Source organism: Beduini massiliensis (assembly GCF_000829905.1).
GTDB classification, from domain to species: Bacteria; Bacillota_I; Bacilli_A; order Erysipelotrichales; family Coprobacillaceae; genus Beduini; species Beduini massiliensis.
In genome coordinates this window covers 733,190-752,570 of the sequence record NZ_CDPP01000006.1, presented here as the reverse complement: position 1 = coordinate 752,570, position 19,381 = coordinate 733,190, and the positions used below count along the sequence as shown (strand labels likewise).

At 32.8% G+C, this 19,381-nt stretch carries 19 protein-coding genes and 1 riboswitch; of the genes, 5 read left to right on the top strand and 14 right to left on the bottom strand.

Features of this window, described 5'->3' with window-relative positions:
• Positions 1-49 precede the first annotated feature (49 nt).
• Positions 50-793: an HAD hydrolase family protein gene (locus tag BN1225_RS13650; protein ID WP_041140324.1), complete on the bottom strand. Its 744-nt coding sequence runs from the start codon at positions 791-793 to the stop codon at positions 50-52.
• A gap of 180 nt (positions 794-973) precedes the next feature.
• The gene (locus BN1225_RS13645; RefSeq protein WP_052466720.1) at positions 974-2,062 is read right to left on the bottom strand and encodes a pyridoxal phosphate-dependent aminotransferase; all 1,089 of its coding nucleotides are present in this window, start codon (positions 2,060-2,062) and stop codon (positions 974-976) included.
• Between the two features lie 288 nt (positions 2,063-2,350).
• Here BN1225_RS13645 and BN1225_RS13640 point away from each other — a divergent pair, with 288 nt between their 5' ends.
• The gene (locus BN1225_RS13640; RefSeq protein ID WP_041140323.1) at positions 2,351-3,448 is read left to right on the top strand and encodes a DUF871 domain-containing protein; all 1,098 of its coding nucleotides are present in this window, start codon (positions 2,351-2,353) and stop codon (positions 3,446-3,448) included.
• A 20-nt stretch (positions 3,449-3,468) separates the two neighbouring features.
• Here the strand turns inward: BN1225_RS13640 and BN1225_RS13635 are convergent, their stop codons facing one another.
• A complete protein-coding gene (locus BN1225_RS13635; RefSeq protein ID WP_041140322.1) occupies positions 3,469-5,034 on the bottom strand; it encodes a putative ABC exporter domain-containing protein in 1,566 nt (521 codons plus the stop codon).
• Positions 5,031-5,723, bottom strand: coding sequence for an ABC transporter ATP-binding protein (locus BN1225_RS13630; protein WP_041140321.1), 693 nt, complete (start codon positions 5,721-5,723; stop codon positions 5,031-5,033). Before BN1225_RS13630 ends, BN1225_RS13635 begins: the two co-directional genes overlap by 4 nt.
• A gap of 412 nt (positions 5,724-6,135) precedes the next feature.
• Here BN1225_RS13630 and BN1225_RS13625 point away from each other — a divergent pair, with 412 nt between their 5' ends.
• A complete protein-coding gene (locus tag BN1225_RS13625) occupies positions 6,136-6,405 on the top strand; it encodes a DUF1905 domain-containing protein (protein WP_041140320.1) in 270 nt (89 codons plus the stop codon).
• A 16-nt stretch (positions 6,406-6,421) separates the two neighbouring features.
• Here the strand turns inward: BN1225_RS13625 and BN1225_RS13620 are convergent, their stop codons facing one another.
• Positions 6,422-6,922: a DNA-deoxyinosine glycosylase gene (locus tag BN1225_RS13620; RefSeq protein ID WP_041140319.1), complete on the bottom strand. Its 501-nt coding sequence runs from the start codon at positions 6,920-6,922 to the stop codon at positions 6,422-6,424.
• Positions 6,923-6,999: 77 nt separating this feature from the next.
• On the opposite strand from BN1225_RS13620, the gene BN1225_RS13615 reads away from it, so the two are divergent.
• From BN1225_RS13615 to BN1225_RS13605, 3 genes are all read left to right on the top strand, one after another.
• Positions 7,000-7,548: a DJ-1 family glyoxalase III gene (locus BN1225_RS13615; protein WP_041140318.1), complete on the top strand. Its 549-nt coding sequence runs from the start codon at positions 7,000-7,002 to the stop codon at positions 7,546-7,548.
• A 429-nt stretch (positions 7,549-7,977) separates the two neighbouring features.
• Positions 7,978-8,712, top strand: coding sequence for a DUF2087 domain-containing protein (locus BN1225_RS13610; RefSeq protein WP_041140317.1), 735 nt, complete (start codon positions 7,978-7,980; stop codon positions 8,710-8,712).
• A gap of 120 nt (positions 8,713-8,832) precedes the next feature.
• Positions 8,833-10,314: a glycoside hydrolase family 1 protein gene (locus tag BN1225_RS13605; RefSeq protein WP_041140316.1), complete on the top strand. Its 1,482-nt coding sequence runs from the start codon at positions 8,833-8,835 to the stop codon at positions 10,312-10,314.
• Between the two features lie 48 nt (positions 10,315-10,362).
• Here BN1225_RS13605 and BN1225_RS13600 read toward each other — a convergent pair whose 3' ends face one another.
• The 9 genes from BN1225_RS13600 to BN1225_RS13560 form a co-directional block, all read right to left on the bottom strand.
• Positions 10,363-10,998, bottom strand: coding sequence for an ABC transporter ATP-binding protein (locus tag BN1225_RS13600; protein ID WP_147585222.1), 636 nt, complete (start codon positions 10,996-10,998; stop codon positions 10,363-10,365).
• Positions 10,985-13,201 (bottom strand): hypothetical protein, encoded by a 2,217-nt coding sequence (locus BN1225_RS13595; RefSeq protein WP_041140315.1) that lies wholly within the window; start codon positions 13,199-13,201, stop codon positions 10,985-10,987. Before BN1225_RS13595 ends, BN1225_RS13600 begins: the two co-directional genes overlap by 14 nt.
• Positions 13,202-13,480: 279 nt before the next feature.
• The gene (locus BN1225_RS13590) at positions 13,481-13,954 is read right to left on the bottom strand and encodes a GNAT family N-acetyltransferase (RefSeq protein WP_041140314.1); all 474 of its coding nucleotides are present in this window, start codon (positions 13,952-13,954) and stop codon (positions 13,481-13,483) included.
• A gap of 33 nt (positions 13,955-13,987) precedes the next feature.
• The gene (gene lysA, locus BN1225_RS13585; RefSeq protein WP_041140465.1) at positions 13,988-15,304 is read right to left on the bottom strand and encodes a diaminopimelate decarboxylase; all 1,317 of its coding nucleotides are present in this window, start codon (positions 15,302-15,304) and stop codon (positions 13,988-13,990) included.
• 17 nt (positions 15,305-15,321) lie between these two features.
• Positions 15,322-16,065 carry a 4-hydroxy-tetrahydrodipicolinate reductase gene (dapB, locus tag BN1225_RS13580; protein WP_041140313.1) on the bottom strand — a complete coding sequence of 248 codons (744 nt, stop codon included), beginning with the start codon at positions 16,063-16,065 and terminating at the stop codon, positions 15,322-15,324.
• Position 16,066: 1 nt separating this feature from the next.
• Positions 16,067-16,960 (bottom strand): 4-hydroxy-tetrahydrodipicolinate synthase, encoded by an 894-nt coding sequence (gene dapA / locus BN1225_RS13575; RefSeq protein ID WP_041140312.1) that lies wholly within the window; start codon positions 16,958-16,960, stop codon positions 16,067-16,069.
• A 12-nt stretch (positions 16,961-16,972) separates the two neighbouring features.
• The gene (locus BN1225_RS13570; protein ID WP_187117566.1) at positions 16,973-17,437 is read right to left on the bottom strand and encodes an ACT domain-containing protein; all 465 of its coding nucleotides are present in this window, start codon (positions 17,435-17,437) and stop codon (positions 16,973-16,975) included.
• Positions 17,438-17,513: 76 nt separating this feature from the next.
• Positions 17,514-17,687, bottom strand: a riboswitch (Lysine riboswitch).
• Between the two features lie 71 nt (positions 17,688-17,758).
• Positions 17,759-17,968 (bottom strand): hypothetical protein, encoded by a 210-nt coding sequence (locus BN1225_RS13565; protein WP_041140310.1) that lies wholly within the window; start codon positions 17,966-17,968, stop codon positions 17,759-17,761.
• A 10-nt stretch (positions 17,969-17,978) separates the two neighbouring features.
• On the bottom strand, positions 17,979-19,238 hold the full coding sequence (locus tag BN1225_RS13560; protein WP_041140309.1) for a WD40/YVTN/BNR-like repeat-containing protein: 1,260 nt from the start codon (positions 19,236-19,238) through the stop codon (positions 17,979-17,981).
• Between the last annotated feature and the right edge of the window lie 143 nt (positions 19,239-19,381).

The window sequence follows — 19,381 nt, the reverse complement described above, 5'->3', positions numbered from 1 at the left end:
ATCTTGTTTATACTTATATATGAGGAAAATTACTAAAATATTCTAAAATTTAAACACTTTTTATCGACAAAAAAAGAGAATCCGAGGCACCACTCAAGATGTCATCCACGCATTCTCCTAAGCTATCAACGATATAGATTTCTTTACTGCTTTCATTGTCTTCCTTTAATGCATAAAGGTTGTCAATCCCTTCAATCAGTTCAAAATCACTGTAATAATCCGCAATCATACTCACATCACTAATTCTAATATTTTTTAAACCGCATAACACATCTACCGATTTATCCAAACTGCTCTTTTTGGAAAAGATACAGATTGCATTTTCACTGATACTAACACTAATTACCGCATGAAAATGTTTATTTAATTGGGAAAGGATCTGATCTTGGTCACAGTCCGTAATACGAATACAGGTATATATCTGATTCTCATCCAATTCCATATCATGTTCATAGTTCATTTCTGCTGTTGGTGTGGTTAACAGCGCTTTAAAACTCCCATTCAATGAAGACAAGATCATCTCGATCTCTTCTTTTTCAAATGGTTCATAATCAAAATACTGGTATCCTTCTTTAAATAAGATAGATCCATCCTGTCTGATCATAAAATCAGCAGTGATTCCATGTTCTGCTAACAAATGATCAATAGCCGGATTCTGTTCTTGTATAAATAATCCAAATATATGTCCTAAATCTTGAAATTCTTTGATCTTATTGGCATCCATAAAATTAATACCGGAAAGTTTATCGTTGTTGTATAAGGTGTTTTCGAATTTACTTATCAGTGCTTTCATGTTAACCCTCCTATTCGACAAATAAATATTATCATGTGCAAAAAAGAACCGCAATCTAAACTCTTTGACTTAAATTTACAGCGTTCGACAAATTCCTCCACCATAACAAACTTTTAAGCGCTTTATTACGTAGAACTTGCCGTTTTTTTGACATATCTTGTCGAATAAAAAAGAATGAAATTAATCATTCTTTAACACTTTTTTTAATGTTTCAGCAAAAATCGCATTTTGTCTCGGTATTCCGACACTTACACGTGTATACTCTTTAAATGCTCGAATAATTACTCCATAGCTTCCTAATTTATCCACAAGTTCATCCGAAGTAAAACCATTTGGATAAAAATAGATGAAACTGGCATAACTTTTTACGACGTCAAACCCTGCTTCTTCCAATACTTTTGTCAGAAACGCTCTTCCTTTTGTATTATTATCTAATGAACGTTCGATGTATTCTTCATCTTGAATAGCCGCAACAGCTCCGGCTAACCCTATACGACTAGGTCCATAGTTCCATTCTACATTGCGCATTTCCTTACATATATCGGAAAGCATGATGCCATAACCGATACGTACCCCTGCCATTCCATAGAGTTTAGAGAAGGTTCTTAATACCGCTATTTTCTTTCCCTCTTTTACATATTTAATAGCTGACTGATAGTTTTTATCTCCGATCCATTCAAAATAAGCTTCATCAATAACCACAATCACATGATCCGGAACTTTATCCATGAAATCGTCTAGTTCTTGATTTGTCAACAAGGTTCCGGTTGGATTATTGGGATTTACAATAACGGCTAGTTTTGTTTTCTCCGTTATTAATTCCAACATTGCCTCTAAATCATACCCGTAGTTTTTTAGTGGAGCGGCAATAAACTTTGCACCATAACGATTGACCATCGCTTTATAGGAATCATATGTCGGCTCACAGCTTACTACTTCATCCCCCGGATTCAAAAATATCTCTCCGAAAGCCGAAATAATTCCCCCTGATCCTGCGGTAATCATAATATTATCTGCACTTACGCCATGATAATCCGCAAAAATCTGTCTAACTTCTTCTAATTGTCCAAAAGTAAAGGGATAGAACTGAGATATTTCTGTTGCTTCTTTCATTGCTTCAATCGCTTTTGGAGAAGGTCCTAATTGATTTTCATTCGCATTTAGCTGAATAATCTCTTCTACTCCCTCTCTTACTTTCACCTTTTTTCCCCCGGGCTTATAAGCCGTAAACCCTTTTAATGGCTCTCTTAATAGATCTTTTATTTCCATTTTATATCCTCCTCATTCACATTGTATACACTTCGTCATGGTCATTTTATACTAGCCTATTCAAATTGTCTACTATAAATCGCATTAAAATTATATTATTAGGAAATAATATCCTAATTTTTTATTAATTAGATAATTATTGTTTTTTATTCTAAACATTTTTATTTTTCCTTACACCTATCTTATGCATTATCTTGGCAAAAGTTTTCATCTCTTGCAAATTTTTTGACTTTACTATTGGACAATCCTATATTCAACGTATAAAGACACAAATTATAGGAGGAAGTTATGAAGAAAATAGGTATCTCTTTATATCCGGCATATTCTACGGAGGAAGAAAATAAGCGTTATTTAAAAAAGGCGGCTGAATGCAACTGTTCTTTGTTGTTTTTAGCTTTATTAGGAGTCGGGGAAGACAGACAGAGTGTGATTGATCGTTATCACCCCATCACACGCTATGCCAAAGAATTAGGTTATGAAATCATTTGCGATGTCAATCCAAGTGTATTCAAACATTTTGGTGTGAATGCTTCTTTATTTAACGGTCCCCTTGATCTAAGTTTTTTTAAAGAATTAGAAGTTGATGTTTTACGTTTAGATTTAGGCATGAATGATATGGAAGAAGCTTATCTGACACGTAATAAAGAGGGCATTGCAATCTGTTTAAGCGGAGCAAATGTGAATAATCATATTGGAGCCGTTTTAGCGGCCGGCGGTAATCGTGATAAACTGATGGGCTGCCATAACTACTATCCACATCGTTATACTGGTGTCGCTTTAGATTTTTTTCAACAGGGAACCGCATTTTGGAATCAGTATAATCTGCGCTGTCAAGCTTTCATCTCATCCAATGTAGAAAATGCCTTTGGTCCTTGGCCGGTCACAGAAGGTTTGCCAACTTTGGAAATGCATCGTGACCTCCCCATTGATGTTCAGTTAAAGCACTATGTTTTGATGGGAACAATCAGTGATGTAATGATCGGAAACTGTTTTGCCAGTGATGAAGAATTAGAAGCGTTAAAGAATGTCAACTTGGAGATGATTGATTTTAGAGTAAAATTAGCAGAGCATGCGCCTGTACATCAAGTAGAGCGCTTAAAAATGAATTTATCTCGCCGTGGAGACCGCAACGATTATATTTTGCGTACATTAGAAAGTCGTTTAGCTAAAGGAAAAGTAGAACCATTTAATACAGTGGATATCAAACGTGGAGACGTTATTATCGATAATGAATTATATGGTCAATATTGCGGTGAAGTGCAGATTGCTTTAAAAGACATGAAAAACAGTGGGAAAACAAATGTTATCGGGCATATTCGAGAAGAAGAAATATTCTTAATCGACTATATTAAATCAAGTCAGCCATTTACATTTACTTTCATTTAAAAAAGGAGCCTCGGCTCCTTTTAGTCTATACTTTCATATCTCTCAAATAATCGAGTTGAACATAGCATCAATAATAAGCAAATCACAACACTATAAACAATAATCGCTAATAATGCCATTTCGTTAGAAATCATAATAGCCGCCATCACCGCAATCATAATACCTATTACTAAGACTAACCCTTGAATCAACATCTTTAATAAAGTTAATCCTGTATTTCCCAGAGATTTTCCCAAGATATTTTGGCAGATGACTTGAATATAAAGTTTGATTGCCATAATGCTGACATGGGCAACAATACATAGAATCATTTGTGGAATAGACAATCCCATTCCGATTCCAGCTGGAATGACCATCAATAATCCGTCAATCAAAGCTCGAAGATGTTCAATTAATGTTGCATACCACATTTTTCTAAAGGCTGTATCGGGAATAAGGAATGTATAAGCATTATCAATTTCCTTGCTCCATTTTGTTGCATACCCGCTCATTAAGAATGAGAAATAGGCACTTAATCCAGGTAAGATGAATAAAGCAAATTCTATAGGAGGTCGCTCTTGAATACTAAAATAGCATAAAACAAGTCCTGCTCCCAATGAAAGAAGTGTGGTTCCGCCAAAGATAAAGAAGCGATTCTTTTTATATTCTAATATTTGACGATAAAAGATTGCTTTTGCATACGCCCCTTTATAGGCAACAGAAGCCTTCTTGTATTTTCTTTTACCAAAGCTGACTTCCCCTTTTTTAGCTTTCTTTCTCTTTTCACTATAATCTTTAGCATAATTTGAAGCTTCTTCATAATATTTCCCGGTACAAGGCATCTTTATGGCACTAATCAGCATCAGTATGGTTCCAACTGCAAACAAAATCGAACAGATGACATTTATCGGTGTAGCACCTAAGAAAATAAGATGATAAGGGGCTAAAATCCAACCAAATATCGGAATGAACAAGAAAAGTTCCTGTAATGGGAAGATGGCCAACGCATTAAATGTATTATCAATAAAGATAAACACATAAAGCGCATAAGCTGCGAAGATTGCCAAACATCCCCAAGTTCCTTTTCTGATCCAGTCCACATGTTTTTGTGTCAAGCGTTCATTTGCATAGACATTCATCATCAAGCCAGTTTCAAATAACGGTTCTATCAACACGACAACAATAAAAAACAGGATCGCTTGCAATGTCGTTGCTTTAAATATAAAGAACGCCCCAATAGATAAAACGAGATTCATAATGATCGAAGGTATCAGCAATTTCATAAAGCGATACAGCAAAATCAGCTTGGGACTGATCGGGGTATTAAACAAAAAATGCAGATCACTCATCAAAAAGATAATTCCTTTTTTTCTTACATACATTAATATATTGGTTGGCACAGACATTAAAACGACATATGTCAAAATAATGACTATTCCTTCTTTTGAATCTAATTTAAAATTAACTGCCATACCGCTAAAGATAAAAATCATATAAGCAGCATAAGCAATCCAAAACAATATCAATAGTAGGGCAGAAGGCTTGTGTAAAGCCTTTTTTAATTTATTGACAAATGTTGTTTTGGTAAGATAGATTAAAGCATTCATTGCTGATCACCTGTCATTTTAAAGAAGATGTCTTCAATTTCCTGATCTTCAATATCTTCTTTGCGATATTGCCCGATAATTTTTCCTTTATCAATAATGACCATATCATCCCATAAGTCTTTTACCATTTCCAACATATGGGTACTGATGATAATCGTAGCTCCCTGATTTTTTAATTCCAATATCAAATCCTTCAACTCTTTGATTGCTTTAGGATCTAATCCAATCATAGGTTCATCAAATAACACGACTTTTGGCTTAATCATCAAGGCACAAACGATACTGACTTTCTGCATCATCCCTTTAGACAGCTCATCCCCTAATTTATCTAACTTATCATCAAGTTCAAAGCGTGTCGCCAATTCCATTGCATAATCCATATGATCCACGTTATAGGCTTTATTGATGAATTCAAAATGTTCTTTAATCGTTAAGGCATCATACATTGATGGAAGTTCCGGAATATAGGCAAAGCGTTTTTTTGCTTCAATATCTCTTGAATTGATATTATCTATATTAATCTTACCGGAAAAGAATAATAAGCCCGCTATACTCTTAATAATAGTAGATTTACCAGCCCCATTGGGTCCTAACAAGATTCCCACTCTCCCTGTTGGGATTGTAAAACTGACATGATCTACCGCAAGTGTTTTTTTATAGCTTTTGGTTAAATCGATTATTTCTAACATGATATTTCCCCCTTGTTGTGAATATCTTAACATATCTGGTAGGATTTTAAAATCTTTCTCATAAGATATCTTTTTATTTTAACACCTTCTTAACATGACATCTGTATTAAATTTGAAATCGCCTTTGCAAGCAGCATATAATAAAGAAAAACAAGAGAAGCCCCTGTAAAATGGTTAGACTGTTATAGAAAATTTAAGTTAACCTTTAAAAATCTAAAGAAAACAGGTTAACTTATAAAAAGTTATAAAATCAATTAAAGACAGCATTTATTATCCTTGCGATAATTTCCACGATCGCATATATTATCTATCAACATATACTACGGGCTAGTTTATCAAACAAAATTTTCTAAATAGGTCCTTTCTTTTGAAATTTTTTTATTTTTATCTTATAGTATGCAAGGAGGACTCTATGAACAATACATTATATTTATTTGATGCCATGATCTTAAAAGTTCCGGATATGGATGGTGCTTATATAGAATTTCCTTACGACGTAAAAAAAGAATTTAATAAAGGACGGGTTAAAGTTGAAGCTACCTTTGACGGTTATCTTTATTTGGGCAGTTTAGTAAGAATGAAAACCCCCAGACATATCATCGGATTAAGAAAAGACATACGTAAAGCGATTGGTAAACAACCCGGAGATATTGTACATGTGACAATAAAAGAAAGAACTTAAAAAGACTTATGGCCAATCATAAGTCTTTTAAAATACAACGATATTCTTCAATTAATTTTTCTAAATTATAATTTCGGCAGTTAGCCGGACTCGTCGAGGGTAAATAAATCGATGCAATTCCTGTATCTTTAAAACAATGCTTTTTATATAAAGTTGTAGCCTTTAGCCCTGTTGTGTAAATTTTTTGAATAGAGGTTTCTTTCAACAACAAATCAATAGCGTTCACTTCAACAGAAGTAATTGAATTATCATCTGCCCCTTTGATTTCACAGCTTTTCAATACATCCCACAATGCAATATGATGCTTTTTCATCATCTCTTCTTTTTGTTGATTCGTTATTGGCAGTTCTTCGTTAAACAACGCTGCCATAATCTTCCAGAAACGATTCTGCGGATGGGAATAATAAAATCCTGCTTCCCTGGATTTAGGTGAAGGCATTGTTCCCAGAATTAAGATTTTGGAAGAAGTATCATAAATAGGGGAGAGCGTATGTTCTACTTTTTCTAACTGATTCATATTTATCACCTTTTTCATCATAACATCTCTTTAAAATTATTTTAAACCATATTATAATTTTAGTGGAGGTATTTGATATGAAAAAAGCAATTGTTTTATTTAAAGAAGGATTCGAAGAAGTAGAAGCACTCACTGTCGTTGATGTATTTCGCAGAGCAAATATGCCTTGCCTAATGATTGGCATGGATAGTACCGAAGTCACCAGCAGTCATCAGATTACCGTAAAAATGGATGCATTATTTAATGAAGAATGCGGGAATGCAGATTTAGTTGTTTTGCCAGGTGGTCTTCCCGGTGCAACAAATTTAAGAGATGATCAACGTGTTATGGATATATTAAAAAAGTTTAATGATGAAGGAAAATGGATCGGTGCGATCTGTGCCGGACCTATCTCTTTACAAAAATCCGGAATAATCCAAGATAAAAAATTTACTTGTGCACCCGGATTTGAAGATCAACTGCCTGATGGATGTCATCAAGATACATTAGTAGAGGTAGACGGACATATCGTAACCGGACGTGGACCTGCGGCATCATTGGAATTCGCCTATACATTACTGGAAAAACTAGGTGGAGACAGCGCACCGCTAAGAGAAGGGATGCAGTATAATTTTCTCACAAAATAAAGTATTTACTGTTTCAGCATTATAAAAGGGAACCTATTGTCCTTGCAGTTTCAAATAGACAAATTATTTTAATGATAATATGTCTTGAAAGTGCAAGATCATTGTTCCTTTTTCTATATTTATAAACATGAATAAAATGACTTTTTCTTCAACATAAATTCATATCCTACTTGTGTGCATCAACAAAAAACTTTATTGTTAAATTAACGACGTATGAACTAGAGATATCGAAACGCCCATGAGAAAAATAGTATTACAATAGAATCGTTTTATAAGGATTCACTTGAATAAAATAATTTAACGGAAAAAAGTTTTATATCTCATGAAAATCAAACATTATTCTAATTAACAAAATATTTTATAAACATATATTATATTTGTTTGATATTTATTAAACATTATGTTATATTGTTTATAAAGGAGGACAGTATGAATATAAAAGATCTAACTTTAGAACAATTAGAAAATGGCTATATTGAAAATCAGCACAGCTATCAATGCATACATTGTGATTTTAAAACAATAAAAGGGGAGATTTATCCCTATGAGCATCATTTTTACGACGCTAAAAAAAGAATGGCGATTCATCTGCAGCATGAACATCATGGATGCCTGTTTCCATTACTGGATGCGCCTAAAAAAGTAAATACTTTAACGGACAATCAAAAACAGATTATAACGCATCTTTATCAGCATAAAAGTGATCGAGATATTGCTAAGCTTATGGGAATCAGTGAAGCTACTGTCCGCTATCAGCGCTTTTCTTTAAAAGAAAAGGCAAATCAAGCGAAAGTATTTTTAGCGATGTACCATTTATTAGAAAGTGAAAACACGATTGATACATTTTTAGATATTCATGAGGAGGCAACGATGATGGATGAACGCTATGTAGCTACAAAAGAAGATGAACAAAAAGTGCATCAGGATTTCTTTATTTCCCTTGATCCATTAAAACTTAAAAATCTGCCAAGAAAAGAAAAGTATAAGATCATTGTATTTAAAACAATCTATGATCAATTCATAAGTGGAAAAGAGTATTCAGAGACAGAGGTAAATGATATTCTGAAAGAAATCTTTGATGATTATGTAACGATACGCCGTTACATGATTGAATATGGTTTCTTAAAACGCCGGGATGACGGTTCTGTTTATATGAAAAGCTAAAGGGAGCAATAGAGACTCCCTTTTTTATTCAAATTCTGAAACTATTTTCATTTGCTTAAAATAATAAAGTCCTCATTTTAACGATAGTATAATAGCACTAAATAGAAAGGTGGAGAAATTATGAGTTATCCGAAAGATTTTTTATGGGGTGGCGCTGTTGCCGCTAACCAATGTGAAGGGGCATGGAAAGAAGACGGAAAACAACCCAATGTTACCGATGTAATGGTGGGGATTGCCAATAAAAATCCAAGTATTAAATGGAATGAAGAAACAAATAAGTGGGAAATGGCATTAGATCCTGATAAGGTTTATTTAAGTCATGAAGCTATTGATTTTTATCATCGTTACAAAGAGGATTTAAAGTTAATGGCAGGAATGGGATTTAAAGCATTCCGTACTTCTATTGCATGGGGACGTATTTTCCCTAATGGTGATGAAACACAGCCAAATGAAGCAGGTCTTAAATTTTATGAAGACATGATTGATACGATGATTGAATTAGGCATGGAACCGGTTATTACATTAAGTCATTATGAAACGCCTTTGCATTTATTAACTGAGTATGGCGGATGGAGCAATCATCAATTAGTTGATTTCTGGAAACGTTATGTTACAACAGTTTTTGAACGCTATAAAGGAAAAGTGAAATATTGGCTGACATTTAATGAAGTAAATAATATGAAACATATGCCTTTTGTAGCAAGTGCTATCTTAAATACAAATCCAAAAGACAAGAATGATCCGATTGGGTCCATTACAGAACAAGAAAAATGGCAGGCTTACTACAATATCTGTGTAGCAAATGCTTGGACAGTAAAAATCTGCAAAGAAATTGATCCAAAAGCAAAAGTAGGGTGCATGCTGACAAGTTCATGTGTAGCCACTTACCCATATAATTGTGATCCGGATAATGTTTTCGGAGCTTACGATGCACAAAGAATGTCCAACTTTTACTTTGGAGATGCATTCTGCTTAGGGATTATTCCGGGATATGTGAAACGTGTTTGGCGTGAACAGAACTGTGAACCAAAAATGTGTGATGAAGAATTGAAATTGATCAAAGAAAATACAGTTGAGTTTTTCTCATTAAGTTATTATCGTTCATCTACTTTTGAGGGAACTGTTTCTTTAGGAGATACCGGTGGTTTGATTGGGAAAGAAAATCCATATTTAACCGGGTGTTCCCCTGAACCTTGGCGTTGGCCAATTGATCCAAAAGGGATTCGTTACATCTTAAATGTTCTTTATGATCGCTATCATCTTCCATTATTCATTGTTGAAAATGGAATTGGTTTAGATGAAGCCCCAGATCAAAATGGTGAAATTGATGATCCTGAAAGAATGAAATATGTGGAAGATCATTTACACTATATTCATGAAGCTATCTTAGATGGCGTAGAAGTCATGGGATACCTCTATTGGGGACCTATTGATATCGTTTCAGCAGGAACCGGAGAAATGAGAAAACGTTATGGTTTTGTCTATGTTGACCGTCACAACGATGGAAGCGGAACAATGGAAAGAAAAATTAAAAATTCTTACTATCGTTATAAAGAGATTATCGAAACTAATGGAGAATGTCTTTTTAATAAAGATAAATAGTACTGAAATTTAAAAACATTGCTTTGATTTTAAGCAATGTTTTCTTTTTTATAAAAGAATAACCCGATCGCATTTTCCAGCTACATAAGAATCATGTGTGACAATGATAATTGTTTTTCCTTCATTATTCAATTCTTTAAGCAGTGACATAACGACCTCTTTATTTTCTTCGTCTAAAGAACCCGTTGGTTCATCAGCTAAAATGAGATTCCCATCTTTAAGTATTATTCTGGCAATGGCTACTCTTTGTTGTTCCCCGCCACTTAATGCACTGATTTTAGTTTTCACGTCTTTATCAAGACCTACTTTTTCCAAGGCATTTTGAATCTCAGATAACTTTTCACTTTTACTTAAATTTTTAAATTCTAAACCAATCAATAGATTATTTAAAATAGTGTCATCATCAATCAACGCAAAATTCTGGAATAGATAATTAATATGATTGCGGATCATTTCGGTTGCAAATTTTGAATTAGGCTTAATATTAAGGTAATCATAAAAATAATAATTGCCTTCATCATACTCTTCTATTAACCCGATAATATTCAGTAAAGTTGTTTTACCACTTCCACTTTTTCCAGTAATAGCAATCATTTCTCCCTCATTAATCTTTAAGTTAAATGCATCGAAAATGATATGCTCCTTATACTTTTTTGATAAATTTTTAATATTAATTATTTCCATAATAATCTCCCTTAATCAATGAATTTAACGAACGCTTTTCAACAATTTTAATATTGAAGACTAAAAATCCTATATCTGCGGCAATCATCGGAATAAAAAATAAATAAACAAGCGGATTTCCCATTATATTATGGAATTGATCCATCATGGTTGGGGTTAAATAATTATAGACCGTTATTAAATAAGCAAATGAAAGCATAATATCAATAATAATATATTTTATAATATAAGATTTCATAGACTGAACCAAACTGAACCCATTTAATTTCTTTATACCAATCGTTTTTAAGTTATTTTTAATATATAGCTTTACTGATTGTACAGTAATCATCACATAAATAATAAGTACCAATATTAAAATAGGCGTATTAAATTTCAACGTTGCATTAATTCTTTCAATTTGATCCATAAATGGCTGTGATAAATTCCCCACTGTCATGCTTATAGATTGATTGAATATTCGTTTTAATTCGTTATTTACTTCTTCTATGGTGCGATTATTAAGAGGAATTTTCAATCGAGAGTTTATATCTGTTGCTAAAATATCTCCAACTTCGACGTTCTGCATATTTTCTACCGTAATAATATTAAATATTGGAGAGTAAATATTATATTTACCATCTTCATTCATATCCATATTAAACGAAAAGAACTTATTGTTTTGTGTATCATCATATACAATAAATTTCAATTCATAATTTTCAGGTATCTGATTATAACCTAGCATATAAATCTTCAAAATATATTCATAATTATTTTCGTCCATTTTTGAATTAGGCAGCAAAATTACACGTTGATTCCTTACCTTATCTACGGTAATATCATTGCCATGCATATCCTTTAATCCTAACGTATTAAGATAATTAATGTTAATCGTTGATAAATTAAAATCTATATTTGGATTCAATGCTTCAACTTCGATGTCTTCACTTTCACTGATATCTAAAATATTTTTCCCATTCAACCTTAAATTTTGTGTCTGATAATGCGTATTATAAACATAGAAACAACCTTGATCAAAAAGTGTTTCTTGGGCTTTCTTTAAAACTTCTACATTATCCGAATTCGTTAAAGCTAACGGATTAATTACATTTAAATTTACAGGAACAGCAAAATCTTGATAATCAATCCAAGAAGCAATTACTTCTCTAAAATTTTGTGCTCGGCTAATATTACTGAAAAGAATTCCACTAAATACAAAACAACATATTAAAATGATAATCCTTAAAAAATTGTTTAACTTCTCGATTAAGGTTTTTCCATAATTTCCTTTTAACACTTCTGACAATGTAAATCTGGATACAATAAAATAACTGATAAAAGAAAGAGCAAGGAATACAACATATAGTAAAAAAACATTCTTTAGCATTTCTATCCAAAAAATAATATTTGTGTTTTTAATTATTAAAAACATTAGGCCTAATTCGAGCCATGTCGTAATTAGAACTGTCTTATAGATGGGTTCTAACAATTTCTGAAAAATATAAGATTTATCATATCCCATTAACTTTAACACGCCTATTCTTTTTGAATTTGAACAGGTATTATAAAATAAAATAATTGTAAAACAAAAAAGACTTATAATGATGATGCCTGTCATCATTATATTTAAAGTATTAGTACTATTAATATGTACAGATATTGAAGTAATATCTTCCCCATTTACTCCTAATTGATTCGCTAATTCATTAAAAAATAGTTTTCCATTATTAATGTCTTTAAAGCGAACTTGGAAATTATTATTCAAATTAAACATACTCAAATAGTAGTCCATAGTTCCCACAACAACAGGATTATCATCAAAAACATCTTTTATTTGTCCGATTTGCCTATTATCTTTATTGACAGATGTGGATATATAAGCCTCTTTTCCCATTGAGATAAAAGTGATATCATTTCCTTTAACTTGGTATGGGTGGTATTCATCATATGTTAAATAAACACCTACATATTTTTTAGTTACTCCTTCTGTTACCGTTGTGCTCTTATAAAGATTAGCCAAATACTTTTGTGCTAACGGTTTAATCACTTCATACAACATCTCATCATCTATTTTAATTTTATCACTTATAGTCAGAGTGATAGTATTATCCAAAAACAGTTCATCCCACTTATTGGTGTCATTATACTTGAACATTATCACAAAACAACCCATACAGATACTTATTATTATCCATATAATGACCATTAACTTATTTTTCATCATTCACCTCTTATAAATTCGATATTATTTATTAACCAAATCTAACCTTCATACCGCTGTATATCTATTTTCTTATGAGCGTTTACAATTAAATTGTTCACTAGTAGTTTTTTATCTAATTCAAAAGTAGCATAAACACTTAAATATTACAATCGCATTCAATAGTTAAACAATAAAAGTTTGATACCAAAAAAAGCAGAACGCTAGGTGTTTAGGACCTTATTTGTTCTGCTTAAGCTTTTATCTATATATTTCTAAAAAGAATAGTCTTCTCTTGTTTTATTTAATTAATTGATAATCAACGATTGTCATTTGCTCATTTATTTGAACAGGATTCGCTTCTGAAACTCGTTTAAATCCTAATTTCTCATAAAAATGTATATTGCGTTCTTCTTCTAAAATCGTTGAAAGCAGCCAAGTCTGTACAAAATCATACTGCTTTTGTAATTCAAGCATAGCACGTGTTCCTAAATGCTGATTTCTAAATTCTACAAGAATACCGAAGTCATCAATTTTATAGACATCTTCTTTTATTTTTATCAGTTTGATAATACCAATATCCACATCATCATTTTGAATAAAATAAATTACTGAATTAGGATCTTCTATATATCTTTTGACAGAAGCCGCACTTTCATTCGTAGGATTAATGGTATCATCATGATAGCGATCTAAGAACTCAATAAAGCATTGAGTTTGTATTGAAATAACTTTATAAACATCATGGGTTGCTGCTTTTATAAATGTAATCATGATTCCTCTTAAAATAAAACTCCCGATTGGGAGTTAGTCTACATCATAGGCAGTCAGATCATCAAAGGTCTGTCTTCGGATAACTAAACGATCCTGCCCTTCATAAGTAAAGACAACAGCCGGTTTTGGCAGCTGATTATAATTATTGCTCATTGAATAATGATAAGCTCCGGTAGAGAAAACCGCTAAAATATCACCAGCTGATGGAGAAGGTAAGTCAATGCTTTGAATAAGAATATCACCTGATTCACAGTTTTTTCCTGCTACACAGACCGTCTCCGTAGGCTCTTCACCGGCTTTATTGGCAAGCAAAGCCTCATACTTTGCTTGATATAAAGCTGAACGAATGTTATCTGTCATACCGCCATCGACACTGATATATTTTTTTATTCCCGGAATTTCTTTAGAAGATCCTACTTCATATAATGTAATTCCGGCATTTCCGACTACAAAACGTCCCGGTTCAATCAAAACCATTGGTCTTTGCCAACCTTTATCTTCAAAACCTTTAGTAATAATTCCCATGATTTTTTCAGTAATAACTTCAAAATCTAAAGGTGTATCTTCTTTTGTATAAGCAATTCCATAACCGCCGCCGGCATTCAATTTATTAATGACAATGCCAAAACGATCATAGATTTCATAAGCAAAATCCACAAACTTATGCATTGCTTCTTCATATTTTGTAATATCAAATACTTGTGAACCAATGTGACAATGAATTCCTTCAAATTGAATATGTTTGGCAGAAATAATCTGTTGGATAGCTTCTAAATAAGTACCATCATGAGAAGAAAAACCAAATTTTGTATCATCTGCAGCTGTTTGAATATATTTATGTCCGCCCGCTGCCACTCCCGGTACAACACGAATTGTAGCATTGATTGTTTTTCCTAACTGACCGGCAATTTCTTCAACCAAGCTAATTTCATGAAAATTATCAATGACAAAATTTTCTACTCCATTAGAAATTGCATATTCAATCTCACTTTTCAACTTATTATTTCCGTGGAAATATATTTTTTTAGGATCAAATCCTGCTTTTAAAGCAATAGATATTTCTCCGGCAGAGACACAATCAATCCCGATTCCGTATTCTTTGGCGAGTTTATAGATTGCCACACAGCTAAATGATTTAGATGCAAACAATGGCAATGTATTATCAAATTTATCGATCATTTTAGTTTTTAAAAGATTCATTTGTTCACGAATATGTCCTTCTGACATGACATATAACGGTGTCCCATATTTATTCACTAGATCTAAGCTTGAAACACCATCAATATATAATGTATTATCGTGAATCGTTGCATATTTTGTTTGAATAATTTCTTGAGTCTTCGTATCCATTACCATAATTTATCCTATTAATATAACGTTTTTAACGTATATAATCCTTTCTCTTTTGTTTCTAATAACTTAGCGGCATGAATGGCTCCAAGTACAAATACTTCTTTTGATAAAGCGGTATGCTTAATTTCAACCACTTCATCATTTCCGGCAAACATAATCTCATGTTCTCCAAAAATTGTTCCCCCTCTTAATGCCTGTATGCCTATTTCATTTTTTTCTCTGCGTTTAGAAATACTGCTTCGATCATAAACCGGATGCAAATGTTCGATTTCTTCATCCATTACCTCATAAAGCAATTTTGCTGTCCCACTGGGAGCATCAATTTTTTTATTATGATGTTTTTCCACAATTTCGATATCAAAGCCGTTTTCATAAAATTCTTTCGCAACATCTCTCAATATTTTAGTGACCATCTGCATTCCAAATGATGTGTTATAAGATTGGAAAATAGGAATCTGATGAGATGCTTCTTCAATTTTATTTAACTGCTCATTAGTGAATCCGGTTGTCGCTAAAACCAGCTTGGTATTATTCTTTAATGCATAGGTTAAGATATCATCTAAATTATTGGGATGTGAAAAATCAATAATGATATCTGCTTTTTGTGTGCATTCTGCTAATTTAGTATACATCGGCTCATCAATCTGCTGGTCAAATTCATAGGATACAACCCCTATCAGATCAAATGCTTCATTATTTTTTACGGCGTGGTAAATCTTTTTCCCCATTAAGCCAAATCCATAAATGATCGTTTTCATCTTAATACCCCTTACTTTCAAAAATTTCCATTGCTTTAAATAGTTTTTCTTGATTTTCTTTTGTAGTTGGAATCAATGGCATTCTTAAATGATCACTGCAAATTCCCTGATGTGCCAATGCTGACTTTACACAAATAGGATTGACATCTGAGAATAAGCCTAAACATACATCATGGAGATCGTAGCTTAGTTTTTGTGCTTCTGCATTATGACCCGCTAAAGCCAATTCACATAACTGCTGACATTCTTTTGGATACACATTGCTCAGTACTGAAATAACCCCTTTTCCTCCAGCCGCAATCATAGGTAAGATCAGTCCGTCTTCACCTGACCATACATCAAAATCAAGATCTCTTGTTTTTGAAAGAAGTTCCATTGTATACGCCATATTTCCGGTAGCATCTTTCATTCCAATAATCATAGGATGTCTGGCTAACTGCAATGCTGTATCCACGTTGATCATGAGCCCTGTTCTTCCGGGGATATTGTATAAAATGATTGGCAGTCCGATATTGTCCGCTAAATAAGTAAAATGCTGGATTAATCCTTTTTGACTGGTTTTATTATAATAAGGTGTCACGATCAGACAGGCATCTGCACCCATTTCTTTAGCTATTTTAGATTCTCTTAATGCATGCATCGTATCATTGCTTCCGGTTCCGGCAATAACCGGTATTTTTTTGTTTGCTAGTTCTACCGTAATTCGCAGTAATTCATGTTCTTCATCTACAGTTAATGTAGAAGCTTCTGCGGTTGTTCCGTTAACTAGTAATGCCTGTACATTATTATCAATCATCTTGTTTACTAAAGTACGAAATGCTTCATAATCTACCGATCCATCTTCATGAAATGGTGTTACTAAGGCAACGGCACTGCCTGCAAATAATTCTTTCATCTCTATTTCTCCTTATAATTCGTATTCTTTCTTAATAGCCTCTACAATAACACTCAAGTCCTTTTTATTCACTAAAAAATCAATGCTTGTCAGTGATGTGGAAACTTGCTGGATATAAACATTCTCACGTGCAAAGATATTAAAAACCCCTGCCGCGACCCCCGGTGTATTACGCATTCCTTCACCTTCAACCAGAACTTTAGAAACCATGCGATCTTGAGTAATTACGATTTGTTTATATTTATCTCTGATTAATTCTAATGCTTCGTTTAATGCTTTTTGAGAATCCTGATCACAGGTGATTTGTAAGTTTACTTCATCTTCCAGCATAATTTGGCTGATCATATCAATATCTACGTTTTTTGAAGCAATAATATTAAAGATATCGGCGATAAACGTAGAATTTTTATGTACTTTTCCTAATTTTACTTGAATGATGTCTTCTAATACTGTAATTTTACTTATTGCTTTTTCCATCATGGAATCCTCCTTTTTTGTTCCCAATTAAAAATGTCGCATGTGTTTCATTGCGACAAGATGATAGACCATATTGACCAATGATAGCACAACATTATCAAATATAGGATAATGACAGTCTTACAGATATTCTCTATAATCCCAGAAATCAGATTCATGCAATCATCTGCTTCTTCGGCAATGGCTCCTACACTTATTCTGTTTGCATCCACTAATAAGTTTAATAACACAATGCACCTCTATCAATTTTTTTCAATATAGCACACATTCCTTAAAATAACAATATGTTTCCCTATATATCTTTCGATTTTCTATAAAATCTTAGATTTGTTTTCTGTTTTTAAAATAATGATAGAGATCACTTCCAAACCATACAATAAAATATAAACAAAGAATGATAAAGCCAATACAGGCAAAACGAATACCTAAATGTTTATCATGATAGACAAATGCCAATGTAAACGAGCTAGTAAATAACAATCCAAAAACGACTGCTAAAAGTGTAAGTATGATTCTTTTTATCGTTTCCATTTTATACCTCCTAACCGGCTAAAGCAGGGCGGTCATCCACTTCTTCTGCGAATGTAAAATGAACTCCGTCACTGCTTGTATAATGGGCACTGTTATAACCATAATCGCCATTTTCACCTTGCCCGACAATAAGATGAATAAGCCCGTCTTCTTTATAAATTCGATCTACCTGAATGTATGGGGTAAAGCTCTCTCCCATAATCATTACTTCTTTTAATTCAAATGTTAAAGGAGTAAAAGTATGACCACCGTCTTCTGTTCGATAAAACGATAGATTGCCTTGACTGCTGTTATTGCGATAAGCAACATAACCTATATTATCTTCACTAAAGAAAGCATAGGTCATTGCTCGCTGCTGTGGGTCTTGATAATCTACGGATTCAAAATGAATGCCATCCGTACTTTTCATTAAACTATGACTTTCTGCTGACATTGCTTTATCGGTAGAGAACAGAACATAAAATTGATTATCTGTCCTAGATAGGAAACGTGCTCTTAAATAATAATGTTCATTTGAAGCAATCGTTGTCGTTTCCCAATTTTTTCCTTGATCATAAGAATAAATAAGCTCTAAACTTCCATGATCTACATATAAGAAAGCTGTATAATCTTCTTCGATAATATAACTTCCAATAGGAATTGTTTCAGCATAGGAATAATTCGGATCATAAGTAACTTTTTCATATTCTATCGGTACTTCAGAAAAACTTTCCCCATGATCATAAGTGACCCATAATTTATGATCGAAAATCGTATAATCATTATCTTGATCGATGGCATATTGTGTTGGTTTTTTCCCTTCTGTCATAATATTAGGATCTGTTTGAATCTGATAATTAACTGGACGCATTGATTCCACAGCTTGATAGCCCTTTGTCGTTTTTTCAAATTTTAATACCACCTGCTGTTTATACCAACCATCCTCACTTTGCATCAAGCCATCATGATGAAATATCAACTGTTCATTAGCAGAGAATGGTAAATACGCATAATCGACTTGAACATAACCGTTTTTTGAATCTAAAAGTTCGATATTTTCAATACGTGCCTCTTTTATCTTATAAGAAAAAGGGGTAAACCAATCTTTAAACTGTTCTGTATACTGATCAAACCAAAGCCCGGCAATATTTTCTAATCGATCATCCGAAGTTTTTACTTCAACATCCGTTTTTTGAATAACTTTAAATGTTTGCCATTTGTATTGAAGAAAAACAAAAGTGAATAATGTAATGATAGTTATAAATATAAATGCTGATTTTATATTTTTCATGAAGATTCCTCTTTTCAATTTCATTCATTATAATACAATTTCACTTTGAATAAAATATGAACCGATTATTAGTTCATATCATTTGTCTATATATTTCAAACATGGTAAAGTTAAAATAAACTAACAACAATAAGGGAGACTTT

Coding starts and splice junctions, on each gene's coding strand:
- BN1225_RS13650 (WP_041140324.1), bottom strand. CDS start 793: ATGAAAGCACTGATAAGTAAATTCGAAAACACCTTATACAACAACGAT.
- BN1225_RS13645 (WP_052466720.1), bottom strand. CDS start 2,062: ATGGAAATAAAAGATCTATTAAGAGAGCCATTAAAAGGGTTTACGGCT.
- BN1225_RS13640 (WP_041140323.1), top strand. CDS start 2,351: ATGAAGAAAATAGGTATCTCTTTATATCCGGCATATTCTACGGAGGAA.
- BN1225_RS13635 (WP_041140322.1), bottom strand. CDS start 5,034: ATGAATGCTTTAATCTATCTTACCAAAACAACATTTGTCAATAAATTA.
- BN1225_RS13630 (WP_041140321.1), bottom strand. CDS start 5,723: ATGTTAGAAATAATCGATTTAACCAAAAGCTATAAAAAAACACTTGCG.
- BN1225_RS13625 (WP_041140320.1), top strand. CDS start 6,136: ATGAACAATACATTATATTTATTTGATGCCATGATCTTAAAAGTTCCG.
- BN1225_RS13620 (WP_041140319.1), bottom strand. CDS start 6,922: ATGAATCAGTTAGAAAAAGTAGAACATACGCTCTCCCCTATTTATGAT.
- BN1225_RS13615 (WP_041140318.1), top strand. CDS start 7,000: ATGAAAAAAGCAATTGTTTTATTTAAAGAAGGATTCGAAGAAGTAGAA.
- BN1225_RS13610 (WP_041140317.1), top strand. CDS start 7,978: ATGAATATAAAAGATCTAACTTTAGAACAATTAGAAAATGGCTATATT.
- BN1225_RS13605 (WP_041140316.1), top strand. CDS start 8,833: ATGAGTTATCCGAAAGATTTTTTATGGGGTGGCGCTGTTGCCGCTAAC.
- BN1225_RS13600 (WP_147585222.1), bottom strand. CDS start 10,998: ATGGAAATAATTAATATTAAAAATTTATCAAAAAAGTATAAGGAGCAT.
- BN1225_RS13595 (WP_041140315.1), bottom strand. CDS start 13,201: ATGAAAAATAAGTTAATGGTCATTATATGGATAATAATAAGTATCTGT.
- BN1225_RS13590 (WP_041140314.1), bottom strand. CDS start 13,954: ATGATTACATTTATAAAAGCAGCAACCCATGATGTTTATAAAGTTATT.
- lysA (WP_041140465.1), bottom strand. CDS start 15,304: ATGGATACGAAGACTCAAGAAATTATTCAAACAAAATATGCAACGATT.
- dapB (WP_041140313.1), bottom strand. CDS start 16,065: ATGAAAACGATCATTTATGGATTTGGCTTAATGGGGAAAAAGATTTAC.
- dapA (WP_041140312.1), bottom strand. CDS start 16,960: ATGAAAGAATTATTTGCAGGCAGTGCCGTTGCCTTAGTAACACCATTT.
- BN1225_RS13570 (WP_187117566.1), bottom strand. CDS start 17,437: ATGGAAAAAGCAATAAGTAAAATTACAGTATTAGAAGACATCATTCAA.
- BN1225_RS13565 (WP_041140310.1), bottom strand. CDS start 17,968: ATGGAAACGATAAAAAGAATCATACTTACACTTTTAGCAGTCGTTTTT.
- BN1225_RS13560 (WP_041140309.1), bottom strand. CDS start 19,238: ATGAAAAATATAAAATCAGCATTTATATTTATAACTATCATTACATTA.